Genomic DNA, 25005 nt, shown 5'->3' with positions numbered 1-25005 from the left:
CTATTTTCCAAAAATTTTTACTGTTTTTTTGTTTCGGTAGGTGTAAAATGTTTCTCAAAGGAAACATTTTAGTGTTTATGCATATATATTACTATTCCAAACTTTAAAATTATTACTTTAAATAAAGGGAGAAGAGAACTATGACAGAGAATCTGCTATTAGCATTTGGGCTGACATTATTTGCTGGCCTTGCAACAGGCATAGGAAGTCTGCTTGCGTTTTTCACATCACATACAAATACAAAATTTTTATCTGTTACCCTTGGATTTTCGGCCGGTGTAATGATTTATGTGTCCATGGTAGAAATCTTTGTAAAAGCAAAGGTCGCGCTTGTGGACTCACTGGGTGTTGTCCCAGGGAACTGGTTAACCGTTGGAGGATTTTTCGGAGGTATGCTTCTGATCGCCGCCATTGATAAATTTATCCCAAAACAATCAAACCCACATGAATTAAAAACGGTTGAAGACATGAATCAGCCAAATATTAGCGATGGAAAGAAGCCTGACTTATTAAAGATGGGGACATTTACAGCACTTGCTATTGGTATTCATAACTTTCCAGAGGGGATCGCGACCTTCACTTCTGCCCTACAGGACCCTGCACTCGGGATTGCCATCGCTGTTGCGATAGCCATTCATAACATCCCAGAGGGGATTGCCGTTTCCGTACCTGTCTACTTTGCTACCGGAGATAAGAAAAAAGCTTTTAAACTATCATTCTTGTCTGGTTTATCTGAACCTATTGGTGCGGTAGTAGCTTATCTTTTCTTAATGCCTTTCCTGAATGATGTTATGTTTGGGATTATCTTCGCAGCCGTTGCAGGAATAATGGTGTTCATCTCCCTTGATGAATTATTACCTGCAGCAAAAAGATATGACGAAACCCACCTATCTATCTACGGACTGATTGCAGGTATGGCCGTCATGGCAATCAGCCTTTTACTGTTCATCTAAACAACAGCTTATTCAAAATCAAAAGCCAGCGCTTGCTGGCTTTTTGTTTTTGAATAGCCGTCAACAGTCCAGCTGATGGGGTGAGAGTATCCACGAGTGGTGAACACCTTTTAGGTGTCACCTTGGTGACAGGCACCCATACAGGCACCAAAATATTTATTTTTAGGTACAAAGTTTCGTTATTCGCTTGAGGGCATATACTACATGGAATTTTCCAATTTTATAGAAGAGGTGAATTTATTTGTTGAAAAGGGCCCTATTTACAATTCCGCTTAGTTTGATACTTATTGGAGTGATTGTGGCTTCTTTTGTTCTAATGGGTATTAAACCAAACTCTTCGACTATTTCTCAAGCACAGAAGCTTGCAGAATACTCGAAGCCAGCGGTTGTTCGAATTCTTGGGTACTCTGTTGTGGGATGGCAGTTTAACAATCCAAATGATCCTGAAGTAGAAGCTATTTTGAATCAATTAAACTACCAATCCGTTGTGGGTGGTTCTGGTTCAGGGGCAATCATTAGCTCTGATGGATATATTGTTACCAATGCTCATGTGGTAGAAGCAGCACAAATGGAAGATGATGATATTGCCAATGCAGCATTTAATCAGCTTGTGACCATCATCGCAGACTATTTTCAGGTAAGCTATGACACGGCTTATGAATACATGTTAACCTACACGCAATATACTCAGGTCCAAAAAGTTATTAAAGTCATTTTACCAGGCGGTGACATACTTGACGGTGAAGTGAAAAGTTATGGTGCACCAATCAATGAAGGGAAAGATGTTGCTGTACTCAAGATTGAAGGGAAAAACCTTCCTACTTTAAAGCTTGGAAACTCTGATAATATTCAAAACCAAGATAATATTTGGGTAAGCGGCTACCCTGCTGCTGCAGATTCTGATTTATTATCACCTGATTCCTCTCTTGTATCTTCCATGAATGCCGGGCAAATTTCTGCTACTGATAAGAAAACAGAGCAAGGAAGCCCTGTTATTCAAATTAACGCAGCTGCCACACATGGAAATAGCGGTGGACCCGTTATCAATGAAAAAGGAGAAATTATTGGCCTTCTTACCTTTAGAGGCGACACGGTAAATGGTCAAGAGGTTCAAGGTTTTAACTTCTCCGTTCCAGTAAATACCGTAAAGGAATTTACAAACCAAGCAGGAGCAAAGAATACATCTAGCAACACCGATAAACTTTATAAGGAAGGGTTGGAGCTTTATTGGGGCGGCTATTATGAGAACGCTCTTGAAAAATTTGAAGCAGTTCAAAGACTTTATCCAAACCACTCCGAAATCAAAAAGTTCATCACGAATTCCGAGCAAAGAACGGACGACAGCAAAATATTATGGTCCGATTATAAAACCATTTTCTATATCTTAGATGGAGTTGCAACATTATTAGTTATTCTGCTATTAGTGTTTACCTTTGTCTTTAAGCCGAAAAACAGAGCTGCCACTGCCGCTGCGGCTGTGACTGCAGCACCGCAGACACCATCTGCCCCGCCTACTTCAACTTTACCAGAAAACACAATCCCAGACCTAAACAACGATGGGAAAATCGACGTCCAGGACATCATCCTAGCACTGCAAGAACAGCAAAAGAAACAACAGAAAAAAGACGAAGAATAAATCTGGCTGCATAAATCGATGTATAATTGAAGTAATATGAATAAATGGTGACAGGCACCCCTCAAATTAAAACGTATAAAAAGCGATAGTAGATAATATCTATTTATATATGTATCTTTTTTTGGGGGGAATGTCTTCTGAGAGGGTTTTTACGATTGGTAGGTTTCCTCATTTTTATTTTTGGGGTGTATTTGATATTTTCTGAACAGGTATTTTTTGGTGTTTTGTCTATTATTTTAGCCTTTTTAATTTTTCCAAATCGTAGTAGCAGCAAAAGCCGCCATTATAACTATGAAAATGACAATGACAATGACTATAGCCATGATCACGCCTATAGCTCTGATAGCGACTCAGGCGGCGGAGACTCAGGCGGGGGCGGCGGAGACTAATTGAAAGCATCCTCAAGTTGGAGGATGTTTTTCTTTTCATATGTCTAGCCGATTCCTCCAATCGATTAAGGAGCTGCAGTCTTATATTTGTTCTTTTTGAAGGATGTATGAACAAGGTATGTGAATAATTCCAAAATCATATTATAATGGATGGTAATAAATTCATAATTTATGCCTGACCCAGAACTCTTAAAGGGTGTGTTTTAAATGATATGGCTGTACTTAGTTCTTTCCTATTTTATAGGAAGTGTTATGTTTGGTTTTCTAATCACAAAGATTTTTTATCATAAGGATATCAGGGTACAGGGAAGTGGTAATGTCGGAGCAAGAAATGCTGGACGCCAACACGGCAAAACGGCCTTTGTTCTCATTTTCCTTGGGGATGCCCTAAAAGGTGCACTTGTGATCCTAGCGGCCCGTTACTTACAATTCTCAGAAACTATTCAACTATTAGGGTTAGCACTTGCCATTATTGGTCATATCAAACCAGTTACCCTAAAATTCAAAGGCGGTAAAGGGATTTCAACCTTCATCGGTGGTATCATTACCTTTGATCCCATTATGGTTCCAGTAATTATCCTGGGATTTTCAATCTTCTACACTTTTTTGAAAAGCTTTACGTTAGCAGGTTTAGGAGCATTTCTATTTATCCCAGTGGTACTATTTATAAAAAATAATGATTGGCCAAGTTGCACGATAGCATTAGGTATAATCGCTATGCTTTACGCCGCACATGCAGAAAATCTCAAGGAAAGGCTGAAACCTAATGAGTAAGCACGAGTTTTTTTTCAAAATTGCAACCTCTCGTGATGAATTTGAACAAATTCATCGCTTAAATTATCAAACTTTTTCAGAGGAAATTCCGCAGCATCAAAAAAATGAAGAGCAAAAATTAGTGGATCAATTTCATGCTGAAAATACATATATTATTTGTATAAAAGAAAATGAAGTAATTGGTATGGCTGCAGTACGCAATAACCGACCATTTTCACTTGATAAAAAAATCGGTCCTGTAGAACAGTCACTCCCATTTTCAATAAATTCACCTTGTGAAGTTAGACTTTTATCAGTCAAAAAGGAATTTCGTAATGGAAGAGTCTTTTTAGGTCTCACACAGTTTTTAATCAAATATTGCATAAAAAAGGGCTACGATATTGCGCTCATTTCAGGGACAGTTCGCCAATTGAAGCTTTACGGCCAATTAGGATTTCAGCCCTTTGCTAAATTAACAGGAACTGCAGAGGCACTTTTCCAGCCCATGTATTTAACGAAGAAAACGTTTGACGGGTCGATTGCCGGCAGAATCCTTCCACCGACGATCCCCTTCTTGCCTGGTCCCGTTCAAGTTTCTGAAAAAGTCATGACCGCATTAGGGAAAACCCCGATTTCTCATCGGTCAGACCTTTATAAGGAAAAAATCGATAAAGCGAAGACCAAACTTGGCCAACTTGTGAAAAGTAGATATGTTCAAATTTTCCTAGGGTCTGGAACACTTGCCAATGATGTAGTGGCGGGTCAACTTTCTTTAGAAAGCGGCCGGGGGCTTATTTTAACGAATGGTGAATTTGGCAGCCGATTAGTAGAGCAGGCTAGTAGATTTGGACTCCATTTTGACGTGCTTCAAAAAGACTGGGGAGAACCTTTTACCCGTTTTGAAGTACTGGAAAAAGTATCCCAGGAAACGACTTGGATATGGGCAGTGCACAGCGAAACATCCTCTGGAATGCTTAATGATCTTGGTATGTTGAAGGAAATCTCTGCTCGGCACCAACTGAAGCTTTGTCTTGATTGTATTAGCTCTTTAGGAGCAATGGAAATCGATTTAAAAGGAGTTTATTTGGCAACGGGTGTTAGTGGTAAAGCAATCCGTGCTCTATCAGGACTTTCGTTTGTCTTCCATCACCACGAGGTGCAGCCGTCATCCACACTTCCGAAATATCTTGATTTAGGAACGTATATGGCTAAGGAAAGTATTCCTTTTTCGCACTCCTCTAACCTTTTAGAAGCTCTTCTAGCTGCATTAGAGGATATTACGAGTGAAACATTTGAAAAAGTGGTGGAAACACACTCCTTTTTAAAGAAGCAACTTAAACAATTGGACTTTACCATCGTTAGTGAAGAGCACAGCTCACCTATCATTCTTACGATTGAGGTACCGCCTTCATTTTCTTCTGTTGTGATTGGAGATATATTATACAATCATGGCTATCAGCTGCACTATGAAAGTGACTATCTTCAGCGTAGAAACTGGATTCAGATTGCTTGCATCGACCACTACGAAACAGTTGATCTTGAAAAAATGACCAGCCTCTTAAACCGCGTCATCACTTACGAAAAAACAGCCGCCCAACAAAAAACTATTAAAATCTAAAAATAGAGGCAAAGTCACTACCATTTTTAAGGTGGTGACTTTCTTAGGGGGCAAGTGTCCACCTGGGGTGGAAAGTGTCCACCTGGGGTGGAAAGTGTCCACGAGCGGTGCCTGTCACCTTTTTTTCCTTTCGTTTCACCTTCGAAGTTTTACAGCCTCCCAAATACTTTGGTCGGTTATTTCACTGTTTCCCTCCAGATCAGAAATGGTTCGAGCCAGGCGGATGATTTTGATTTGGGTACGATTGCTCCAGTTTTTCTTGGCTGCAAGTTGGTGAAGGACCCTTTCCTGCTCTAGTGTTAATGGGCTTGTTTTTTTGCAGGGTATCATAACTAACTCTGCTATTGCATAGTTTTTTCCCATACCGTTCGTATTGACGATTCCTAGTTTCCTCACCTTTGCCTCGAACATATTCTGAAGAAATCCCTCCTCCTTCCATCTTACTTTCTAGGTCAACATGGTTGCTTTTAAGATGAATATCAAATCGGTCCCGGAGCGGACCCGATATTTTATTTTGATAGGAAAGTGTCTGCCTAGGTGTACAGGTACAGTAATGGGTATTGGAACCAGCATAGCCGCACGGGCATGGATTCATGGCTGCAATTAAAATAAAAGAAGCTGGATAAGTAAGTGTGGCATGTGTACGGCTGATGGTAATTTTTCCATTTTCAAATGGCTGGCGGAGCATATCAAGTGTTTTTTTCGGAAACTCAGCAATTTCATCAAGGAATAAAACACCGCGATGGGCTAAAGAAATCTCACCGGGTTTTGGATAAGTCCCACCGCCAATAATGGAGATTCCAGAGGCAGAATGATGAGGATTTCGGAATGGCGGTGTTTTGGAGTTAGGATAGTGGGTGCCGCTTAATTGATGCAGTGCGATTATTTCAAGTTGGGCTTCTTTTACAATGGGGGTAAAATAGAGGGAAAGCTTTCTGCAAGTATACTTTTACCACAGCCAGGCGGTCCTGTCATCAAGACATGATGTTCCCCTGCTGCTGTCACTTCTAACGCCCTTTTGATATCTCGATGTCCAATGATTTGTTTAAAGTCAATCAGGTTATTGAAATGTTGTTCAATTTTATCAATTTTGGGGATCTTATAAATATCTCCCCTCTTCCCTCTAAGTTATCTATCACATCATTCAGTGAACTAATATAAGTAATTTCTAAATCATGAAAATCCAGGTATAGTAGCTTTTCGTCATACGGCATGTAAAGCCTTTGTAATCCTGCCTTTTTAGCAGCTAACACGGCAGGAAGCATTCCTTCAATAGGCACAATTGCTCCGTCTAATGATAACGCTCCGATGAATCCAGAATTCTCAGGTATCGAAATCACTAGTTCATTCAGACTTACTAGCACACCAATTGCAATAGGCAGGTCAAACATTGGGCCGCTTTTCTTTTGTTCAGAAGGCGAAAGATTAATGATAATTTTTTGACCATGAACAGAATATCCTAATGACCTTAGTGCGACAATAATCCTTTCTTTCGATTCCTTAACTGCGGCATCCGGCAGACCTACAATTCGAATAGAATCATTTCCAACAAACGTCTTCACTTCCACATTTACACGATAACCTTCCATGCCTTTAAGACCAATACTTGTTACTTTTGCACACATGGATTTTCCTCCGTCTTTCTTGGTATCATCATGACTTTTCCATTATCGAGTAAAAAAAGATCCATTAGAGGAGTTTTAACATATTCCTCGTAATGTTGCGTTGCGGGTGATGGAAAATAGGAAAGCAGATGTTTGGTGTCAACGAGTCGGGATGCCTCTCCATTAACATATGCGTTGTAACTGCTCCAAGGGTAATCCTCCAGTTCATCGACAAGTCCTGCCTTCAATGGATTTAGATGGATATATTTGCTTACATCAAATTCATAATCAAGGGAATCAAGTAATTCAGCTCCGTAACGCTTTTCAAATACATGTCCACTGTAGTCGTATTTTTTATTAAAGTATTTGGCGTATTTGGTATTGAGATGGCTCATGATAATGGTTGGAGAAGTGTCTGAGGTTTCAAGCTGGAGATGTGTGTGATTGGTCATTAAGCAGAAGGCATGAAGGGTAAAGGAAAAGGTGTTTTTCGTTTCTTTTAAAAGACTTAGGTACTTTGTGTGGTCCTCATCATCATAAAAAAGTGAAGATTTCCGATTACCTCTACTTGTAATATGGTATTTTGCACCTTGAAACCATGTGCGGCGTTTTCGACCCATTACGGTCACTCCTATTTAATTGGATTTGAGTTGATAGGAAATTGGTAAAGTTGAAAAACGAGGAAGATAGTTAGAATAAATTATATCATTCGACATCCTTCCCAAAAATCCTCTTCCTTTTGATAAAGAAATTTCATTCATTTCACTTAAAAGGAAGATATCTGTATAATTGAGTTAGGAAGGGGTAATACGAATGGATTTAGGAGAATTTGAGACTGGCAAAGTAATACAAAGATTAAGAATCGAAAGACAGCTTTCAATTGAAGATGTTGCTGAACTTATTGACGAGGACGTCGAGTTTATTCGAGAACTGGAAGCTAATATGTATCCAGATATAGGTCTCGGAGTCTTTTTTTATTTGGCTAAGGTATTTAAAATGGAAGCTTCTGAATTAATAGATGAAATTCATAAGGAAAATATAGATTATTTTAATAGGGTTAATAAGAAATATGAATTAGCGAAGCAGAGAGACAAACAAAGAAAACTGGTTCTACAAAAGAAAAAAACACATAACTTCAAAAATAAGATTACCAAACATCCATTTAAAGCGAAAATAAACACCATTGAGAATGGACCAACAACCTCAATTCGGAAGCTCTGTATTAAATACGACATTATACCTAAATAAAATAAAGCTTCAATCCCAACTGTCCACTCCACACGGACAAAACGGTACTTTTGTCCACGGGCGGTGACAGGCACCATAGAGGCACCATAAAAACGCATAATCAAAAGGAGGATTTACTCTGAAGAATTTACTGATTGTATTTTCTGCCAGCATGTTGTTGCTGCTTGGGGGATGTTCGTTTCTTAATGACGCACAGGATACACTTTCTTATATAAATGAAGCTACTGATTATTTATCTGCTGCTACTGATTTTGCGAATGAAGCTCCTGCACTTGCGCAACAAGCTGTTAGTGACATTCAAGCAGCAGAAGATCTACAAGCTCTGCTTCAAGATATGCAGCAAACGGTCGAATCGTTTAGTGACCTGCAGGCTCCCGATATAGCTGCTGAGCTCCACCAGCAAATTGTTGAACGAAACAGCGCCATTCTTACTGAAATCGAAACCTATTTGACTAATTTCAAAGATGGTCTCCTTGATCCTGCTATTCTTGAAAATACCGAACTATTCCAGTCTGTACAAGACATCACCAGCATTATTGACCAGATTCAACAGCTAAGTGGTGAATAGATCAACTCCAAACAAGGGGAGGTAAAACGCCATGAAAAAACACCTAATCCTTACACTCATTTTATTTTTCATGGTACTAACGGGCTGCAATATAAAAGGAGAATACGATATTAAAGGAACGGTTATAGATGTAGAAAGCAGCAGGATTTTAGTAGAGGATGAGAAAGTAGGATTAATCTGGCTTTCGCTCCCTAAAGAAAGCGAGACTAATACCTTTGAAAAAGGGCAAACTGTTGCCGTTTGGACAGATGGAAAATTGAGAGAATCCTATCCATTACAAGGTAAATCTTTAAGGATTGAAATCTTGAAATAATAAAAACAGGCTGAGCTTTCAGCCTGTTTTCTTCTGTTGATAAACCAACAATCAAGCATTGATGTATTCCTTATTTGTATTCATAGTTCACCATTATAAAATTGTAAATATCCTAGTTTCCAAGAAATAAAGGCACTTAGAAGGACGGCGCTAATCATGAGAACGAAAAAGAGCCAGTCGATTTTGGTAACTGTAATCTCGCGGTAGAATATCCGATTTTTTTCTCCAGTAAAGCCTTTTGATTCCATCGCAAGTGCCGTACGCTCTGCTTTTCGAATCGCTCCCGCAAGGAGCGGAATTACATATCTTTTTAGCTGCTTTACTTTTTCCGAAATGGTACGTGCTTTGGCGACTCCCCTGACTCGGTGAGCATTCTGCAGGGTCTGGAATTCTTCCTTTATTAACGGCAGAAATCGGTATCCTGCCATGATTCCATAGGCAAGCTTAGGCGGAAGCTTGCATTGCTGCATTAAACTTAGGAGAAAATCGGTTGGCTTTGTCGTTAACGTAAACATGATTGATAACGTAGCAAAGCTTAACACCCTAAGTCCAAGGGAAACTCCTCTTCGGAAGCCTTCTGCTGTCATCGTCAAAAATCCCCATTCCCAGATGACGTTATCCCCTTCCTGAAGCCGCGGGAACAACATGGTTGACCATACATAAATGAATGCGATAAATAAAAACGGAGCAAATAACAGCAGCCATTTTTTAAAAGAAACGGTAGCTAACAGAAAGGTTGCCGTCACAGTTAAAAGGATAATAATAAGTGGTGTTATGGGATCAAAAAACACTGATAGAATCAGGATGGAAATGACGACAGCAAATGCCTTTATACTTGGATTCATCTCATGTAGTAACATGCATCTCGCTCCTTACCAGTTCATTTTCCAGTTGTTTCCGAAACGGAAGCTTTAACCTAGCCCGGTCTACGACTTCATGATTTTCCCACAACGATTCAGGTGTACCGGAGAAAATTATCTCTCCCCCATCTAACACATGGACGGTGTCAGCATACTGGTCAACCAACTCCATATCATGGGTAATCATGAACACTGCGCCAACTTTTTCTTCAAGGATTTCCATGATTTCATGAGCGGTGTTAGCATCCTGCCCAAATGTTGGTTCATCAAGGATAAGCAGTTCCTGTTCATGAATGAGCATGGTTGCGACGCTTAACCGCCGCTTCTGGCCTTGACTAAGGGTAAAAGGATGGGCGCCTGCGTGTTTAAGCAGCCCCATTTTTTCAAGAATGGATTTCACGGCTGCGGGGTCTTCCAAGCCAAAGGCAATTTCCTCATAAACACTATCGGTAATAAACTGATGCTCCGGATTTTGAAACACATATCCCAGCTTTTTATATAATTCCTTCTCCCTCCATTTGGAGAGTGGAACGTCGCAAAAGTGGATTTCTCCTTGCGTAAGCGGAATGAGTCCTGCTAAACATTTTGATAACGTCGTCTTTCCAGAACCATTCGCACCAACAAGTGCAGTCAGCTCTCCTTTACGTATACTTAAATGAATATTTTTTAAGTACCCGCGGGCAAAGAGACCCTTGACTTCAAGGAGTGGTTCATCTTTAACAGTGGCAGGGTTTGATTTTTTAAGAAAATCAGCCGAATTCTTAAGCCCCGCTATTAATTCTTGCTTTCGGAGCGGAAGTCTTTCCCCTTTAAAAATACCAGCCTTTTTAGCTGCCATCGCTGCTTCCACTACTTTTGGCAGCCAAATGCCTTCTTTTTGTAAATATGGTGTGAATTCACCAAAACATTCTGCTGGCGTTCCATCGAAAAGCACCATTCCACTTGAATCAATGACGAGACAGCGGTCCATCATCTCTACCCAATCATCCAATTTGTGTTCAATGACAATCAGTGTAAACGGATGCTCGTTCCTTAACATAGTGATTGTCTCAACCAGTTCCGTGCTCGACAGCGGATCTAGGTTCGCCGTCGGCTCATCAAGAATAATGACCTCCGGTTGGAGGGCCAACACGCAGGCAAGTGCAAGTTTCTGCTTTTGCCCTCCCGAAAGTGTATGGATAACCGTTTTTTTCTCATCCTGCAACCCCACCAGAGCCAGGGCATAGTGAATCTTTGCTTCCATTTCTTGGCGCGGCACATGGAAGTTCTCCAAGCCAAACGCCACTTCCTCTTCCACCGTCAGCATACAGAATTGGCTTTCCGGGTCTTGAAACACAATTCCTATTTTTTGGTTCAGTTCACCTGGTTTAAACTCATCCAGCTTTTTTCCTTCAAACGTTAGGCTCCCCTTCAATACACCATCAACAGCTTCTGGGTACAACTTATTGAGGCAGAAGGCAAGCGTACTTTTTCCAGAGCCGCTTGGACCTAGGAGTAAAAGAGCTTGATTTTTTTCGACTGAAAACGTTAGATCTGTGAAAATTTCACGGTCTTCATAGCTGAATCCCAACCCCTCAGCTTCAATTTGATGCCTAAATGGTGACATTGCGTTTGTATTCCTTTCCTAACGGAAAACTGTTTAAGGCACCTGTTTTTGCCAGCCCTTCACTTAGATACTTGCCAAGTAACCCTGCCAGTAATGCTCCACTCAATAGGCGAACAAAGAACATGGCTGTGACATAACCTGGCGAAAGTGCCGCAAATCCTGATACATAAAAGCCCCAAGCAAAGCTAAACACCGACGAGCCCATTCCTGCTGCCATTAAAACCCAAGTGGAATAGTTCTTCCATTTCGTTGCTGCAAAGACTGCTTCGGCACCTAAACCTTGGATCATGCCGGAAACGATTAACTGCGGTCCTACGGCATTTCCTAGCATGACTTCAACGGTTGCCGCAACGGTTTCTGAGAGGAACGCTGCTCCAGGCTTACGGATAATATAGGCAGCAATAATCGAGACGATGAACCAAATTCCGAAAATCATGTCATAGCCAATCAATCCGAAAAGTCCGAATAGGACATTTCCGAGCTGGAGGAACAAAAGATAAACGACTGCAAAAACAACAGCAAGTACGGATAAAACGATGACTTCACGTAATTTCCATTTTGCGAGCATTTATTTATCCCCCTTTTTGGATGGACTGTTGGCCGACATCGCAACCGTCATTACAATATGGGTTGAATCACTTTCGTGTGCAACTTGAAAAGCATCCTCCAGCGTTTTAAATACTTTGTTTGCATTACCATCAAGTCTTGATGCGTAGTGAACACCTTTAGTGAAAGTACCTTGTTCTTGGCCAAGTTTTACTGCATCCATGATGACATTCATGTAGGTAGGGATCCCCATTGGATAGAGTGCAAATTGGACCGCGACTTCTTGTTGGATATGTAGTGATTTTTCTTCGTTTAAACGTTCAGGGCTTTCCGAAAGATAAACATCACCCGCTGAATCCCCTGGACAGCCATTTGAAAAAGTTGCTTGAAGAACAACATGATCGCCGTTTTTTGATGATTCTAGGAAAATAGCTTTTACCACATCAAATACGTGCTCAGATCTTCCGCGCACACATGTGCTTACATCGTCCGTTTCCATCCAAACCTTTGATGTATCTACTTCTTTAAGTGCTAATAAAATAATATTTACAAACCTATCAGACATTGGATAAATTGAAAACCGTGCTCCCGTAATTTCACTCGTACCGCAAAAATTAGACATACTTATTCCCCCATTCATTTTTTGGCAACAAAAAAACTGCACCCCATGGGGATGCAGTCGAATCATATCATCATTAAAAGTTCATGATAAGCTTCTCCTGCACTTCCCCACGCTAGTATTATCTAGATCGGGTCATAAGGGTCGGACAAACATCCTCTCAGCCAAAAAGCTCCCCTAGTGCAAAAACCTTATGCAATTTTCATTGTTGCCATAATCTTAAGATAAATCTTTCAACTTGTAAAGAGATATGGTGACAGGCACCGCCCGTGGACATTGTCCACCCCAGGCGGACACTTCAGAGATTCCACTAGAATAATATAATACAGGACTTTTTATATGGGGGAAGATCGATGGCTTTTTGGGATATTTTTTTCAATAGATGTGTGTTCTGTAAGCGGAAGGTTAGACCTTTAAGGAGTTATATTGATGATAACGGGAAGGTTATTAAGGTTTGTATTCCTTGTTCCGAATATGCTGAACGGAGAGCATATAGAGTCATAAAATAATGGTTGGTATTTTACCTTTAACTGTTCTATAAAAGCACAACAATTCATTTCTTATGAATTTATTCGGAAATAATTATTTGCCAATAACACTCTAAATCTATTTATTCTATCCAAGATTATATTCACTTGCCTAACCTAATAAGCTGTCATATGATAAAAAAATATACAATGATGTATAAATGGTTGAAACTGCGTTTCAACTTTGGTGACAGGCACCGTGAAAGAGGGGTTTTGTGAGGATGAAGCAGGATGGAATTTTCAAATCTGTCTGCCCGTTGGATTGTCCGGATCAATGTGGATTGCTCTTACAAAAGGTTGATGGAAAAGTGGTTAAGGTGGAGGGCGACCCGGAGCATCCTGTGACCAAGGGGAATATCTGTAATAAGGTTCGTAATATGACGGAACGGATTTATGATGAAAACAGATTAAGATATCCGATGAGGCGAATAGAAGCAAAGGGGGAAGGTAGATTTGAACGGATTAGCTGGGAGGAAGCGATTGAAACGATAACCTCCAAGTGGAAAAAGCTAATCGAAACGGACGGACCTGAAAGCATCCTTCCTTATAGCTTTTATGGAAACATGGGCCGACTGAATGCAGAAGGAATGGACCGTCGATTCTTCAACCGTTTGGGTGCGTCACAGCTTGACCGGAGTATTTGTTCATCTGCCGGCGCTGTCGGCTATCAATATACGATGGGTGGCAGTTTTGGAACCGATCCAGAAGATACGATTCATTCGAAGCTCATCTTATTTTGGGGGATTAATGCTGCAAGCACCAATATGCACCAAATGGTATTAGCTCAAAAAGCACGGAAGGAAAATGGCGCCAAAATTGTCGTGATTGACGTTCATAAAAATCAAACTGGCAGATTGGCAGATTGGTTTATTCCTATTTTACCGGGTACCGATAGTGCTCTAGCTCTTGGAATTATGCATATTTTATTTGCTGAAAACATGGTGGATGTTTCCTTCCTCCAGCAATATACTGTCGGTTATGAAGAACTGCGCGAGCATGTCATTCAGTACGATCCTATGACAGTTTCAGAGATAACCGGGGTTCCCGTTGAGGATATTTATAAACTTGCTAGAATGTATGGTCAAACCTCCCCCTCATTTATTCGAATTGGTAACGGGCCGCAGCATCATGACAATGGCGGCATGTTTGTCCGAACGGTTTCTTGTCTTCCGGCATTAACAGGTCAATGGCTTATCAAAGGCGGCGGGGCGATTAAAGGCAATTCAGGATATCTTACTATTAACTCGTTAAAATTGCAGCTGCCAAGATTATTGAAAAATAAACAGACACGGACAATTAACATGAATCAGCTTGGGGAGGCTCTGCTGACATTGGATCCTCCAGTAAAATCACTTTTTGTTTACAGCAGTAACCCTGCAGTGGTTGCACCAGAAGGCCAAAAAGTGAGAAAAGGTCTCGAACGCGAGGATTTATTCGTGGTTGCTCATGATTTATTTTTAACCGAAACTGCAAAATATGCTGATATCGTATTACCTGCAACATCGTCTTTTGAGAATATGGACATTTATACGTCCTACTGGCATCATTTTATACAAATTCAGCAGCCAGTCATAGAACCATATGGAGAGTCAAAATCGAATGTCGATGTTTTCCGCCTGCTGGCAAAAGGAATGGGATTTGAAGAGGCAGCATTTGAGGAAACTGAAAGCGAAATGATTAAGCAAGCCGTCGAGCGAGCGCCTAGCCCATATTTGGGTGAAGTAGATTATGAAACCTTACTGGAAAAGCAGTTTGTAAAAGCAAAGGTGACACCCTTGTTTCCTGGCAAGCTGCGAACACCATGCGGGAAAATAGAGTTGTATTCAACGCGGATGAAGGCAAATGGACATCCTCCACTGCCAACCTATATCCCAATCGTTCATGATGGAGATCATCCTTATCATTTTGTTCCAGCTCCAAATCATAATTTCTTAAACTCAACTTTCTCAAATATTCAAAAGCACATCGACCTTGAAAAAGAACCTCGATTGCATATGAATCGGAGGGATGCCGAGGCGTCAGGTATAGAGGATGGTGAACAGGTCCGTGTTTGGAACCAGCGCGGTGAATGCCTGCTAAAGGTGAGTGTAGGAGAAAATGTCCTTCCAGGGGTAGTCGTCACCCAAGGACTCTGGGCAGATTTAGAAGGCACAAAACAACAGGTAAACACCCTCACACCAGACCGAATCGCCGACATGGGCGGAGGAGCCACCTTCTTCTCGGGCCGGGTCAGCGTGGAAAAATATACAGCAACGCAAAAGTGAATATACATTTAAATATGCATAAAGCTAGAAAAGTGCATAAAAGGTGACAGGCACCGCCAACGGCGGTGCCTGTCACCTTATTTGACAACGTAATTGTCACTGCAATTTGTCACAGCAATTTACTGATTATAATCCCAAGCAATCTTCCATTCCTCTTTTTCCATAACTGCAAAGACTTCCTGCTCCAGATTGAAGTTTCCGTATTTTCCTTTATAGGTTTGGGTGACGATAATTTTGTAGACATTTTTCATGGCAGGTCCTGTTTTGGACATTTTCCATTCTTTGATATGTTCAGGTTCACCCCTAGAAAAGGCGAAGGTCTCCACACCAAAATGATTCATGAAAACATGCGCTCGGTCTTGAATGTAAGCTCCTTTGCCGAACCTTTCCTTCATCGTTGAATGAAAAAGGTTCCAGGACGAGGAAAATTCCCCTTCTTGTTCATACATGTAAAACTTCTCAATAACAGCTGCCGCCTGTTTATCCGGCGTCATCACAGCTCCCTTGATTAACATAAAAATTATAACCATAAATACAAGCAGCGCCACTCCCATTACAAGCCCTTTTAACTTCAGCGATTTTCTAGACATCTGTTTCTCCTTTAAATAAAGACTCCCATTACTAAAGGCTATGTCCAGCTTCTACCGAATATTAACGAAGTTCCTTGTAATTCGCACTGTCCACCTCAGACGGACAGTGTCCACGAGCGGTGCCTGTCACCATTAACTGTCACCATTAACTGCCACCACCCACTGTCATCGTCAATATCACTTTTATCTAAATTCATCTTCTATATATTTTAGTTCTTCTTTCGGGGTGAGGAGCCGGGTGGCTTTTCCGATGTTTCCGTTTTGATAGTTCCATATGCGGTTGTGAGCGCTTACGGCGTTGGTGAAGTCTTTTATTCTCCAAGGTTCCAAGATGTCCAGCAGCATTTGTTTGTTACTGCTTTTTTTAAAGTCTTTGTTTTTAATGACTTCATAGAGTTTCTCGACTTTTTCAGCGGTTATTTCAGATGCTCCCCATTTTTTGTCGGCCTTCACCTTTTGGTGGGTCATATTGTGGACCTCTTGGATTAATTTCCCTTCACTCATCGATTCATATTCCTCCACTACTTTACTAGACAGAGGTGCTTCAAAACCCTTTTCAATTTTAGTTTCAGCCTCTTTCGTCGTAACGGGGTCATTTTTCTTTACATTCAATTTTAGCCCGCCATCATCATTTAAATAAAAATAAACTCCTATTATACATGCTAGAATTCCAATGATAGAACCCGCCACTCTAAACTTCTTCATGGCTCTCTCCTCTTAATATTTTCTATGTATCTCGTATTATGCAAACCCCAATTTCTTTTTATTATACATAATTATGCTAGGTTAACATACTATATCGTTCATTTGGAAATGGATTAAGGTACATAAGAAACATGGAAAATGATTAATCAGCGACCCCCAATAGAAAAAGTGCCTTCTTATAAAAGCGAGGCACCTAAATTAGGACAATGAGCCAGTAGCAATGCAGGAAAAAAATCAATGTATAGAAACTTGTAGCAAATACTGTTAGTCCCTTAATAAGCGATGATGATGGTACCTTTTTTAAAAAAATAAACAAGTAAAGACACAGCGAAAAGGCCAGCTTTAAAATGATAAACAGTGCCGGGTCTGCTTCATAGATTCTACTCATCAATGGGTTCATTTCTTGTATGTAAGAGTTCTCTAAGCCAAAGTAAGTGATGAAGGCGTCAAAAATATTTAAGATAGATAAATAATGAAAGAGCAAAACCAATATACTATCACCTCAAATCGTTCCTAATTACGAACAAGTTATAATTTCCTTTTTGGTGGTGTTATTTCCTGCCTGCCAATGGTGATAATCGTTAGACAATTTTCTCCATTAATTTCCTTATTCACAACTTACCCAATACATATACTCTATTAAGAATGTGTAAAGCCTTGAAATGGTGTTGACTACATCGGGTAAAAAAAGAAAACTCGATTTTTCTTACCTCGAAAAGCAATCTGAAAATGATCGCCCATAATCCCTATTCATAGTATTTTTGCTAAAATTTTAAAAAAATGGTTAAGTCCGGAGGAGAAATTATGGTCAGTATTGAAAAAAAGACAACCGTGGAAAGATGGTTTCATGAATACTTTACTGAGGGTAATCTACGTGTGATAGATGAACTAACCACACCTGACTTTGTGAATCAATCTAGAAATGGCGATAATTCAAGAGAAAAAATGAAGGATTTCATGAGTTGGTATCGTTCTGTTTTTCAAGAGGATTAATGGGAAATCAATGATATGATTGAGCAGGGAAATAAATTAGTGGTTCGGTATACAGGCTGGATGACGTATAAAGGTGGATGGTTCAATATCCCTTCAGCGAACCAGCGGGTAAAAGAAACGGGAATTATGATCTTTATTTTTGAAGAAGGAAAAGTGAAAGAGCCTTGGTGTGAAAATAGTGACGCCGCGATTCTTTGTGAATTAGGGGCTCTAAGCAAAAACACTCATACGGTTTACTAATGTTAAAAAAACAGGAACTGTCCGAATAAAAGGATAGTTCCTGTTTTTTTTCCCTACGTATTGGATTCATTACAGTTTCCACTTTGGAAAGTCTTTAACCTTGTGTTTTTCATACTCTGTCATTCTAGAGTACGAGTTAGAAAGCTTTGCCAGGATGTATCCCTGAGGGCTTTTTGTCTCTTCGAGATCGGTTACTTCCTGTAGTTTAATGTTTGCAAACATAAGAGCTACTTGAGCTAAACCTTCAATCGTATCCATTAATTCAGGGTTGTCGTTGTAATTTTTCTTGGCTATCGAATAAATGGTATCAAGCCGGCTCCGAATGTGCTTTAACGTCTCTGTGTCAAATTGATCATTTTTCATTACATTCACCCCTTATTAATAAAGCATATGGAACTTAACGGGATAATGGAACGTAAAAAAATAAATAAAAATTATGAGGAATAAACTGACGATCATAGTAAACTCAAAACAGGGTTGGAAAAACGAATAAGCGCCTTTCTCTAAAAAAATAGAAAAACGCTGATTTAAAACACGGCGGCCTTTAAACAAAATAATGATAACAGGCAACAGCCTCTACCTGTTTAAAACCTTCCTGAATATAGAGTGCTTTTGCCCGTTCATTCTCTCCATTTACACTAAGAATGGTACGTCTATAGCCACTTTCCTTGGCAAATTCCAAAGCCGCCCTTAGCAATATTCGACCTAAACCGCTGCCTTGATACGCAGGTAGGATTGCGACTGGCCCAATGTTCATAATAGGAGCATCCTCATATTCATCATCGGCACCTCTAATAACCCCTACAGGATTTCCCTGATGGAAAAGGAGCATCATGCCGCCTTCAAGGTAGTCTTGATGGGTTAGCAATTCTGCAACACCTTCGATGGTAATCGGTGTTTCACTGCCTTTAAGGGTTGCAAAAGCTGCATTCCGAACTTGGCGCCAATTTTCTTCATCCTCTCCCGGGCGAAAAGCTCGAAGCTCATATCCATCAGGCAAATGAACATGAGGTACTTCTAAATCTTCTCTTACAAGGAGGAAAGAAAATCTTTCAACAGAAAACTTCAATCCTTCGATCATCTCTATCAATTTTTTATTTGTAACTGGTATAAAGATAAATATCTTTTCCAAGTCTGTTGTATGTGTTAAAAGTGCCTGCAGCATTTCTTGATAAAATTGAATATTCTCCATTTCCGAATGGAAAATTCGAAAACGCGCCCTTTTTCCCCGTTTATGATAATCATCTAACACGAACGAGGCAGCTCCAATAATTTCCTCCTGCTCATTTATAAGAACATATGTAGGATTTTCAAGCGTCACCTCAAACTCCTCTAAATCACTATCATATAAATAGGAATCATCCAATTCCTTTCGGTGCTTCTTGCAATAAGCAACAAAGTCACAAACTCTCTCTTTTTCTAACCCCGTTACTTTCATATATTGCACACTCCCATATTTAGTGGATCGTCCCTATCAATTCAGTAAGATTACTGTGCTGTCGGCTGAAAAAGCTCGAGAGTTTCACCATCAGGACCTTTAAAGAATATATACTTGCTTCCATTTGCCAAGGTAGAGATTTCATCGTTACTGAACGGGACCTTTAACCCTTTAAGACGTTCGATCTCTTCTTCAATAGAGTCAACCGTAAAGGCTATATGATGAACCTTCCCTTCATCAGGAAAGGCATTGTTTTCTCCTGCAATAAGTTCCACAATAACCTGACCACTTTCACGGTCACCTAAAAACGCCAAATCCACAGCAGGACTTGCTGCAAACTTATCCAGTAAATCCAAACCTAAAACATTTTGATAAAAATCAATAGAATTCTCCAAATCACTCACCATAACACCAACATGCTCCAACTTTCTAATCGCCATAAAAAAACCTCCCTATTGGTGCAGTCGTTTTGGGTGCCTGTCACCATTTATGCAAATTGTACCATTTATTCATCCATTTATTCATCCATTTATGAATGAAACCTCTTTTACCCGTTCAGACTTGGTTTATAAGGAGTGGGTTGAACGATGAGGAGTATGGTAATTTTCGTATGGATGATGGCTATTTTTATTTTTACTTGTACTGCGAGTTTTCATGAGTTGATTTCTTCTGGTGTGGTAAGGTTTCATTGGGATGGTCATCCTCGTTTTTCTGAGTTTTTAGTACCTTACCATCTTAACGGACGTTTGCTGTTACAAAAGTTGGGACATTCGGTAGTCTTTCAAATTCTTACCCATCTTTTGTTAATAAAGTTCAAATCAAAATCAACCGCATTGATTATTTCCGCTTCCTTTGCAGCTTTAACCGAGGTTCTTCAACTATATTTCACGAGAGGCGGCCGGATTTTTGATATCGGCTTTGATTTAGTTGGTGTTTTTATTGCAATAGGGATGGCAAGTCTTTTCTGGAATAATCAATCGAAACCATTCAATGTAAATAAAAAACCATTTTACTAATCCAATTTCCTCTCGTTTTTCCCTTGAGTTTCCTCCATACTTAAGCAAAAATAGAGAAAAATAGAATGACTGAGGTGCTGGTAGTGGAGTGGAAAATTAACAAAGTTCAGAACGTCCAAGTTGATCGTTTTGAAATCATACAGGAAGATGTAACGTTGCCTAATCGTACAGATATGCACTTTTCTTATGTGAATTTCTCAAATGGTGTTTGTATATTACCAATTACGGACGATGGAAGGGTTATTTGTATCCGACAATACCGTCATGCTGTGAAGGAATGGCAATGGGAATTACCTGCAGGAGCCATTGACCACGACGACAAAGACCCACTCTCTGCAGCCAAAAGAGAGCTAGAGGAAGAAACAGGCTTTCAGGCAGCTAACTGGATAGACCTAGGCAGTGTCTTCCCCTCACCCGGGTCAACAAGTGAACAAATATTTCTTTTTGCTGCAACCAACCTAATTCAAAAAGAGCAAAGACTAGAAGCCACAGAACAAATTGACCTGCATGCAATTGAAATGACTGAGCTAAACCAGTTAATAAATAGCGGGCAATTCAAACACGGAGCCGGACTTGCCGCCGTCTTACGGTATATGATCAAAAAAGAACATGAAACCAAATCAAAAAAGTAGAGAGTTAATCTTTACTGTCCGTCTGGGGTGGACAGTGTCCACGAGCGGTGACAGGCACCACAATGGCACCACAATGGCACCACAACTCCGCAGCTGCACCGCAGCATATTTTATTTATTCAAAAAAAGATGTATGATATGTATTATTAGTTTAGGAATGTGAGGGATGTTAGATGAAGTTAACTGGTGAGGAGCTGGAGATTCTTTCGATTTTGGAGGAGAATCATAAGATTCCTGTTGAGGATATTGCTTTGATGGTGAATTCGAGTGTTGAGGATGTTAATGCAATTATTAAGAGGCTTGAGGATGAGAAGGTGATTGTGAGTTATTCTGCTTTGATTGATTGGAGCAAGGTAGCTGGCAAGGATAGTATTGTTGCGATGATTGAAGTAAAGGTGACACCGAAACGCGGAGTGGGTTTTGATGAAGTAGCGGAAAGAATCTATCGTTTTCCTGAGGTTACTTCGCTTTATCTCATGTCCGGTGCCTACGACTTGTCGATTACCATTGAAGGCAAAACCATGAGTGAGATCGCAAGCTTTGTATCGGAAAAGCTATCGACTATCGACAATGTCATTTCTACAACCACACACTTTATGTTAAAAAAATATAAACATGATGGCGTTATTTTTGGCGAAAACAATGATCGTGATCGACGAATGGTGGTTTCACCATGAGAAACGAACACCAACATTATTTGTCTGAAATGGTGAAAGAGTTAAAACCATCTGGAATCAGAAAGTTTTTTGACCTGGCAGCCTCCATGAAAGGAGTCATTTCCCTTGGTGTCGGCGAGCCAGACTTTATCACCCCGTGGAGCATACGCGAAGCCGCCATTCTATCTTTAGAAGAGGGCTTTACATCTTATACGGCAAATCCAGGATTACTTGAACTAAGACAGGAAATTTCAACCTATTTAAACAAGCGATTTGGCGTCCAGTATAATCCGGTTGACCAAGTGATTGTGACAGCTGGTGCCAGCCAGGCGATTGACCTTACTTTCCGTGCGATTCTAAATCCGGGTGACGAAGTATTAATTATTGAACCAGCTTTCGTTTCCTATGCACCATTAGTCACGTTAGCTGGCGGTAAGCCAATACCTGTCTCCACACACCCAAGCAATGGCTTTAAACTGACAGCAGAACAAATTGAAAATGCGATTACCAGCCGTACAAAGGCCATATTGTTATGTTCACCGAATAACCCAACGGGAACTTATTTAAACAAGGAAGAACTTACAAACATTGCAGCTGTGGTTGAAAAACACGACCTGCTTGTCGTGTCCGATGAAATCTATGCAGAATTGACCTATGATGACGAATATACTAGCTTTGCCTCAATTGAAGGCATGTACGAACGAACGATCTTAATCAACGGTTTTTCCAAAGGTTTTGCCATGACTGGCTGGCGATTAGGTTTCTTAGCCGCCCCGCAGCCATTCACAGAACAAATGGTGAAAATTTTACAATATACGACCATGTGTGCACCGCATATGCTGCAGCATGGTGCCATTGAGGCTTTACGAAATACCTATCATGAAGTGGAAAGCATGCGAAGAAGTTACCGCAGAAGAAGAAATTACATTGTACAGTCGTTGAACAATATTGGTTTGGACTGTCACACTCCAGGCGGTGCCTTCTATGTCTTTCCTTCTATTAAAAAAACAGGCCTGACATCAGAACAATTTGCAGAACAGCTGCTGATTGCTGAAAAAGTGGCAGTCGTACCAGGAAGTGCATTTGGCGAGAGCGGCGAAGGATATATAAGATGCTCCTACGCCACTTCTCTAGAACAACTCCAAGAAGCAGTGAAACGAATTCAACGGTTCCTAGAATCATTAGAAAAAAGTGGAATTCCTAATGAAGAACTTTATACAAAAAAGTAACAAAAAAACGTCAACCCCCTCACATACATGGGTTGGCGTTTTTTTCATTGCTAACCACAAACCAATAATTGTGGTAAAATCATTCATGGAAACTTCACCGAGAAAAGAGGATAAAGAAAGATGCTACAACAAGATCATTCCAAATCGATTGTCCTGCCGCTTATTATTTCAATTATTGCCATATCCTTTTCAGCCATTTTTGTAAAATGGTCCGATGCACCTGCTTCGATTTTAAGCATGTACCGGATGATATTTGCCAGCCTTTTAATGCTGCCCATCGTCTGGAAATACCGTGATGAGTTTAAAAAAATTACAAGCACAGATTGGTTGTATTTATTTTTTTCTGGTCTATTCTTAGCCTTACATTTTGTCCTTTGGTTCGGCTCGTTAAAATTAACAACCGTTGCCAGTTCGACAATCATTCTTGCACTGCAGCCGATTGTCTCATTACTAGGCGGTTACTTCCTATTTAAGGAACGAACAACAGCTGCCGCTTTGATGACAATGGGAATCGCCATTATTGGCGCAATGATGATTGGCTGGGGTGACTTAGCGTTAAGCCCGGACGCCATCCTTGGGGATATTCTCTCCTTTTTAAGTGTAATAGCCGTCGTTGGCTATTTGCTGATTGGCCAAAGTATTGTGAAAAAAGTATCCCACTGGATTTATAGTTTTTGCGTGTTTTTCATAGCAGCTGTTGTTCTATCAATTTATAACCTTAGTACCTCAGTTGCTTTCACCGGCTACCCGGCCAAGGAGTGGGGCATCTTCCTTCTGCTTGCAACCGTTCCGACTATTAGTCATGTGATTAATAACTGGCTGTTAAACTATGTGAATGCTACTACCATTTCGATGAGTATACTAGGGGAACCTGTTGGTGCAACCATTTTGGCGGTTATCTTGCTGGATGAGCACCTTGTCAGCTGGCAAATCGCAGGCGGTATGCTCGTTCTCCTCGGCGTCTTCTTCTTTTTAATGCAGCAGCAAAGAAGGATTCATATTAGGAGTACTGTTAAAAGTGGGACATAAAGAAAACCTCCATCTGGGGTTTTCTTTCCATATACAGGCATTAGACCATCCTCCCGAACACACTCCCGCTTCTTTTCATACGATAAAAAGAAAAATCTTATTAATGGAGGAGATGAAGATGTACAAAGTATTTGCTGGATCTTTCAAAACCAGAGACAATGCCCAGGAACGAGTAGCCTTCCTTCGTTCAAAGGAAATCCAATCCTTTATCGCAGCAACAAATATCCAAGATGCGACCTGGTTTCGAGTACAGGCAGGCGCTTTTTCCACAAGGGAAAACGCAGAAGCAAGAGTAGCAGAAATTAGGGCTAAAACAGGAATAAATGCGTTTATTACAAGTGATACTGTAAGCAGCACAATCCCGAGTACTAGCATAAGCAATAGCAGCACAATCTTAAATCCAAGCACAGCCCCACAATCCATTGACCTAAATCCATCCTCAATAGTAGGTCCTGTCCAACTCTCTGCTGAAAAAATGAACGCTTTTGTCAGAAGTATTAATCCCAATGCCCCTTTGCTAGGAGAGTATTATAAAAGTTTCGGAGAGTATTACGGTATTAGAGGTGATGTTGCCTTTGCACAAGCAATGCTTGAAACAGACTATTTTCGGTTTACAGGTGACGTAAGAAATGGGCAAAACAATTTTGCTGGAATCGGAGCAACCGGCAGAGGAGAACGTGGTGCTAGCTTCTCTACGCCAGAGGAAGGTGTTCGAGCACATCTTCAGCATTTATATGCTTACGCAACAACAGCAGCCTTGCCAAACCGATACCCATTGGCAGATCCACGCTTTCATTTAGTTAATAGAGGATCTGCACCAACATGGACATCTTTAAACGGAAAATGGGCTGTACCCGGCACCACCTATGGTCAATCAATCTTACACATATATAAAAGAATGGCTGAATCCTAATACCGAGATGATTAATAAGCAAAGGGCATTTGTCCTTTGTTTTTTATCTATTATTATGCCA

The 25005-nt window shown here is 40.4% G+C and carries 30 protein-coding genes, 1 pseudogene and 1 riboswitch; of the genes and pseudogenes, 17 read left to right on the top strand and 14 right to left on the bottom strand.

Going from position 1 to position 25005, the window contains the following annotated elements; genetic code table 11:
- The first annotated feature begins 140 nt into the window (after positions 1–140).
- The 5 genes from zupT to V7108_RS16080 all read left to right on the top strand — a co-directional run bounded on the left by zupT (position 141) and on the right by V7108_RS16080 (position 5349).
- Positions 141–953, top strand: a complete 813-nt coding sequence (zupT, locus tag V7108_RS16100; RefSeq protein ID WP_335509305.1) for a zinc transporter ZupT — start codon at positions 141–143, stop codon at positions 951–953.
- A gap of 241 nt (positions 954–1194) precedes the next feature.
- Positions 1195–2589 carry a S1C family serine protease gene (locus V7108_RS16095; RefSeq protein WP_335509307.1) on the top strand — a complete coding sequence of 465 codons (1395 nt, stop codon included), beginning with the start codon at positions 1195–1197 and terminating at the stop codon, positions 2587–2589.
- A gap of 191 nt (positions 2590–2780) precedes the next feature.
- Positions 2781–2978: a hypothetical protein gene (locus tag V7108_RS16090; protein ID WP_335568839.1), complete on the top strand. Its 198-nt coding sequence runs from the start codon at positions 2781–2783 to the stop codon at positions 2976–2978.
- A 207-nt stretch (positions 2979–3185) separates the two neighbouring features.
- Positions 3186–3752, top strand: coding sequence for a glycerol-3-phosphate acyltransferase (locus V7108_RS16085; RefSeq protein WP_335509311.1), 567 nt, complete (start codon positions 3186–3188; stop codon positions 3750–3752).
- Complete coding sequence (locus tag V7108_RS16080; protein ID WP_335568838.1) at positions 3745–5349, top strand: aminotransferase class V-fold PLP-dependent enzyme; 1605 nt, start codon at positions 3745–3747, stop codon at positions 5347–5349. The genes V7108_RS16085 and V7108_RS16080 overlap by 8 nt, the downstream gene beginning before the upstream one ends.
- 135 nt (positions 5350–5484) lie before the next feature.
- Here V7108_RS16080 and V7108_RS16075 read toward each other — a convergent pair whose 3' ends face one another.
- The 4 genes and pseudogenes from V7108_RS16075 to V7108_RS16060 form a co-directional block, all read right to left on the bottom strand.
- Positions 5485–5679, bottom strand: coding sequence for a hypothetical protein (locus V7108_RS16075; protein WP_335568837.1), 195 nt, complete (start codon positions 5677–5679; stop codon positions 5485–5487).
- A 181-nt stretch (positions 5680–5860) separates the two neighbouring features.
- Positions 5861–6354 (bottom strand): annotated as a pseudogene (locus V7108_RS16070) (ATP-binding protein); the annotation flags it as partial.
- 50 nt (positions 6355–6404) lie between these two features.
- Positions 6405–6974: a magnesium chelatase domain-containing protein gene (locus V7108_RS16065; protein ID WP_335568836.1), complete on the bottom strand. Its 570-nt coding sequence runs from the start codon at positions 6972–6974 to the stop codon at positions 6405–6407.
- On the bottom strand, positions 6959–7573 hold the full coding sequence (locus V7108_RS16060; RefSeq protein WP_335568835.1) for a transposase: 615 nt from the start codon (positions 7571–7573) through the stop codon (positions 6959–6961). Before V7108_RS16060 ends, V7108_RS16065 begins: the two co-directional genes overlap by 16 nt.
- Before the next feature lie 193 nt (positions 7574–7766).
- Between V7108_RS16060 and V7108_RS16055 the strand changes: the two genes are divergently transcribed.
- From V7108_RS16055 to V7108_RS16045, 3 genes are all read left to right on the top strand, one after another.
- Positions 7767–8201 (top strand): helix-turn-helix domain-containing protein, encoded by a 435-nt coding sequence (locus V7108_RS16055; protein ID WP_335568834.1) that lies wholly within the window; start codon positions 7767–7769, stop codon positions 8199–8201.
- Positions 8202–8352: 151 nt separating this feature from the next.
- Positions 8353–8769 carry a DUF6376 family protein gene (locus V7108_RS16050; protein ID WP_335568833.1) on the top strand — a complete coding sequence of 139 codons (417 nt, stop codon included), beginning with the start codon at positions 8353–8355 and terminating at the stop codon, positions 8767–8769.
- A 31-nt stretch (positions 8770–8800) separates the two neighbouring features.
- Positions 8801–9082: a DUF3221 domain-containing protein gene (locus V7108_RS16045; protein ID WP_335509324.1), complete on the top strand. Its 282-nt coding sequence runs from the start codon at positions 8801–8803 to the stop codon at positions 9080–9082.
- 80 nt (positions 9083–9162) lie between these two features.
- Here V7108_RS16045 and V7108_RS16040 read toward each other — a convergent pair whose 3' ends face one another.
- The 4 genes from V7108_RS16040 to V7108_RS16025 are packed head-to-tail and all read right to left on the bottom strand — an operon-like array spanning position 9163 to position 12716.
- The gene (locus V7108_RS16040; RefSeq protein ID WP_335568832.1) at positions 9163–9942 is read right to left on the bottom strand and encodes an energy-coupling factor transporter transmembrane component T family protein; all 780 of its coding nucleotides are present in this window, start codon (positions 9940–9942) and stop codon (positions 9163–9165) included.
- Positions 9929–11548 (bottom strand): ABC transporter ATP-binding protein, encoded by a 1620-nt coding sequence (locus V7108_RS16035; protein WP_335568831.1) that lies wholly within the window; start codon positions 11546–11548, stop codon positions 9929–9931. Before V7108_RS16035 ends, V7108_RS16040 begins: the two co-directional genes overlap by 14 nt.
- Entirely contained in the window at positions 11535–12116 is a 582-nt protein-coding gene (locus V7108_RS16030; RefSeq protein ID WP_335509330.1) for an ECF transporter S component, read from the bottom strand. Before V7108_RS16030 ends, V7108_RS16035 begins: the two co-directional genes overlap by 14 nt.
- Positions 12117–12716: a YkoF family thiamine/hydroxymethylpyrimidine-binding protein gene (locus tag V7108_RS16025; RefSeq protein WP_335568830.1), complete on the bottom strand. Its 600-nt coding sequence runs from the start codon at positions 12714–12716 to the stop codon at positions 12117–12119.
- An 87-nt stretch (positions 12717–12803) separates the two neighbouring features.
- Positions 12804–12902: riboswitch (TPP riboswitch) on the bottom strand.
- Between the two features lie 559 nt (positions 12903–13461).
- Here V7108_RS16025 and V7108_RS16020 point away from each other — a divergent pair.
- On the top strand, positions 13462–15504 hold the full coding sequence (locus V7108_RS16020; protein ID WP_335568829.1) for a molybdopterin-containing oxidoreductase family protein: 2043 nt from the start codon (positions 13462–13464) through the stop codon (positions 15502–15504).
- Positions 15505–15623: 119 nt separating this feature from the next.
- Here the strand turns inward: V7108_RS16020 and V7108_RS16015 are convergent, their stop codons facing one another.
- The 3 genes from V7108_RS16015 to V7108_RS26930 all read right to left on the bottom strand — a co-directional run bounded on the left by V7108_RS16015 (position 15624) and on the right by V7108_RS26930 (position 17283).
- The gene (locus V7108_RS16015) at positions 15624–16094 is read right to left on the bottom strand and encodes a hypothetical protein (RefSeq protein ID WP_335568828.1); all 471 of its coding nucleotides are present in this window, start codon (positions 16092–16094) and stop codon (positions 15624–15626) included.
- Between the two features lie 183 nt (positions 16095–16277).
- Entirely contained in the window at positions 16278–16799 is a 522-nt protein-coding gene (locus tag V7108_RS16010; RefSeq protein ID WP_335568827.1) for a DUF6241 domain-containing protein, read from the bottom strand.
- Positions 16800–16992: 193 nt separating this feature from the next.
- On the bottom strand, positions 16993–17283 hold the full coding sequence (locus V7108_RS26930; protein ID WP_420489196.1) for a DUF5658 family protein: 291 nt from the start codon (positions 17281–17283) through the stop codon (positions 16993–16995).
- 320 nt (positions 17284–17603) lie between these two features.
- On the opposite strand from V7108_RS26930, the gene V7108_RS16005 reads away from it, so the two are divergent.
- Together V7108_RS16005 and V7108_RS16000 are read left to right on the top strand one after the other, a co-directional pair.
- Positions 17604–17792 (top strand): hypothetical protein, encoded by a 189-nt coding sequence (locus V7108_RS16005; RefSeq protein WP_335568826.1) that lies wholly within the window; start codon positions 17604–17606, stop codon positions 17790–17792.
- 15 nt (positions 17793–17807) lie between these two features.
- Entirely contained in the window at positions 17808–18032 is a 225-nt protein-coding gene (locus V7108_RS16000; RefSeq protein ID WP_335568825.1) for a hypothetical protein, read from the top strand.
- Positions 18033–18101: 69 nt separating this feature from the next.
- Here the strand turns inward: V7108_RS16000 and V7108_RS15995 are convergent, their stop codons facing one another.
- The 3 genes from V7108_RS15995 to V7108_RS15985 form a co-directional block, all read right to left on the bottom strand.
- Positions 18102–18395 carry a hypothetical protein gene (locus V7108_RS15995; protein ID WP_335568824.1) on the bottom strand — a complete coding sequence of 98 codons (294 nt, stop codon included), beginning with the start codon at positions 18393–18395 and terminating at the stop codon, positions 18102–18104.
- Between the two features lie 181 nt (positions 18396–18576).
- A complete protein-coding gene (locus V7108_RS15990) occupies positions 18577–19470 on the bottom strand; it encodes a GNAT family N-acetyltransferase (RefSeq protein ID WP_335568823.1) in 894 nt (297 codons plus the stop codon).
- A gap of 50 nt (positions 19471–19520) precedes the next feature.
- Positions 19521–19910, bottom strand: a complete 390-nt coding sequence (locus tag V7108_RS15985; RefSeq protein ID WP_335568822.1) for a VOC family protein — start codon at positions 19908–19910, stop codon at positions 19521–19523.
- A gap of 147 nt (positions 19911–20057) precedes the next feature.
- Between V7108_RS15985 and V7108_RS15980 the strand changes: the two genes are divergently transcribed.
- From V7108_RS15980 to V7108_RS15955, 6 genes are all read left to right on the top strand, one after another.
- Positions 20058–20486, top strand: a complete 429-nt coding sequence (locus V7108_RS15980) for a VanZ family protein (protein WP_335568821.1) — start codon at positions 20058–20060, stop codon at positions 20484–20486.
- 65 nt (positions 20487–20551) lie between these two features.
- Positions 20552–21118: an NUDIX hydrolase gene (locus V7108_RS15975; protein ID WP_335568820.1), complete on the top strand. Its 567-nt coding sequence runs from the start codon at positions 20552–20554 to the stop codon at positions 21116–21118.
- Positions 21119–21290: 172 nt separating this feature from the next.
- Positions 21291–21794 (top strand): Lrp/AsnC family transcriptional regulator, encoded by a 504-nt coding sequence (locus tag V7108_RS15970; RefSeq protein ID WP_335516535.1) that lies wholly within the window; start codon positions 21291–21293, stop codon positions 21792–21794.
- On the top strand, positions 21791–23002 hold the full coding sequence (locus V7108_RS15965; protein WP_335516538.1) for an aminotransferase: 1212 nt from the start codon (positions 21791–21793) through the stop codon (positions 23000–23002). The genes V7108_RS15970 and V7108_RS15965 overlap by 4 nt, the downstream gene beginning before the upstream one ends.
- A 120-nt stretch (positions 23003–23122) precedes the next feature.
- Positions 23123–24031, top strand: a complete 909-nt coding sequence (locus V7108_RS15960) for a DMT family transporter (RefSeq protein ID WP_335516541.1) — start codon at positions 23123–23125, stop codon at positions 24029–24031.
- A gap of 118 nt (positions 24032–24149) precedes the next feature.
- Positions 24150–24944, top strand: a complete 795-nt coding sequence (locus tag V7108_RS15955; protein WP_335516543.1) for an SPOR domain-containing protein — start codon at positions 24150–24152, stop codon at positions 24942–24944.
- Positions 24945–25005 lie beyond the last annotated feature (61 nt).

Source organism: Neobacillus vireti (assembly GCF_036962345.1).
GTDB classification, from domain to species: Bacteria; Bacillota; Bacilli; order Bacillales; family Cytobacillaceae; genus Neobacillus; species Neobacillus vireti_A.
The sequence above is the reverse complement of the archived record's forward strand: the minus strand, read 5'-3'. Positions and strand labels throughout refer to the sequence as shown.